Consider the following 1,491-nt stretch of genomic DNA (forward strand, 5'->3'; position numbering starts at 1 on the left):
GTGGCGCGGACTGCGAACACCGGACCCGGCCCAGCGGCCGGGTCATCTGGCACACCCCTGCTGGCACACCCCTGTCCGCTGCTGCACGCCCCTGTCCGCTGCCGGCCTCTCTGGCGCCGGCGCACGGGGCCCTTCCGGGCAGCACGGCCTTCCTCAGAAGCAGCCGCTCTCCTTCCTCAGAAGCAGCCGCTCTGAGGCCAGACCGGCCCGCAGCCCGCGACAATCCCCGCCTTCGCCCTGATATCCCGCGCACACGCCGGCCACCGAAGGCCGCAACGCGACGGGCCCCGATAACGGGGCCGACGACAACGGGACCGAAGACAACGGAGCCAAAGACCGTCTGACGCGCCGCCGGGCCGTCTCCGCCGCCCTCGCCACGGCCTTCGCCCGGAAACCCGCGCCGGGGGGCCGGCCGGCCCCCGTCGCCGGCTGGCATGCGGCGTCAGGCGAACTCCACGTCGACGATGCCGGGCACCGCCCGCAGGGCACCGGCCAGTGGCGGCGAGACCTTGTAGCGGCCCGGAAGCCGCATCTCGATTTCGCGCCGCCCCTCGTCCAGCATCAGGATCACGCTCACCTCGCCGTCGCCCCCGGCAGGCAACTGGCGGGACAGGGCATCAAGCGGGCTCTCGTCCTTCAGGAACACCTTGAGCGACCGCTTCTTGCGCTGCGCGGCCGCCTCCAGCGATTCGACCGACTGGATGCGCACGCTCACCTGCTCCTCGCGCTCCTCGGCCGCCACCATCAGCACCACCGACTGGCCGGGCTCAAGCTGATCGCGCACCTGCGCCAGCGTCTCCGAGAAACATACCGCCTCATATTGTCCGGTCGGATCGGACATGCGCACGATGCCCATGCGGTTGCCGGTGCGCGTCTTGCGCTCCTGACGCTGCGTCACCGTGCCCACCAGCCGGCCGAACCCGGCGCCGCGCTTCACCGCCGCCTGAAAATCCTCCCACATCTGCACGCCGAGCGATTTCAGCAGCGGCCGGTATTCGTCGAGCGGATGGGCGGAGAGATAGAAGCCGATGGTGGCGTGCTCGCGGTTGAGCTTCTCCGCCGGCATCCACGGGTCCGTGGCCGGCAGCTTGAGCGGCTGCGGTCCGGCCCCGCCGAACAGTTCCGACTGGCCGCGCTCAGCGCCGTCCGCGGTGTGCGCCGCCTCCGCCAGCACCACATCGAGGCCGTTCACCACCCGCGCCCGGTTCGGCTCGATATCGTCGAAGGCGCCGGCGCACGCCAGCGCTTCCAGCGCACGCTTGTTGACGATCTTCGGGTTGATGCGGCGGGCAAAGTCGCCCATGTCGCGGAACGGCCGCCCGTTGCGCATCTCCACGATATGGTCGACCACCGAGCGCCCGACCCCCTTCACCGCCCCCAGCGCATAGGCAATGCGGCCCTCGATCACGTCGAACACCGCGCCCGAGCGGTTGACCAGCGGCGGCAGCACCGCAATCTTCAGCCGCTCCGCCTCGCGGCGGAAATCGTTGA

1 protein-coding gene is annotated in these 1,491 nt (G+C 70.8%); it reads right to left on the minus strand.

All coding sequences use genetic code 11. The features are described 5' to 3' along the window. Positions 1-442 precede the first annotated feature (442 nt). A partial coding sequence (locus V7067_RS07610) for an OB-fold nucleic acid binding domain-containing protein (RefSeq protein WP_334175286.1) occupies positions 443-1,491 on the minus strand: 1,049 nt, incomplete at its 5' end.

It is taken from the genome of Pseudoxanthobacter sp. (assembly GCF_036822375.1).
GTDB lineage: Bacteria > Pseudomonadota > Alphaproteobacteria > Rhizobiales > Segnochrobactraceae > Pseudoxanthobacter.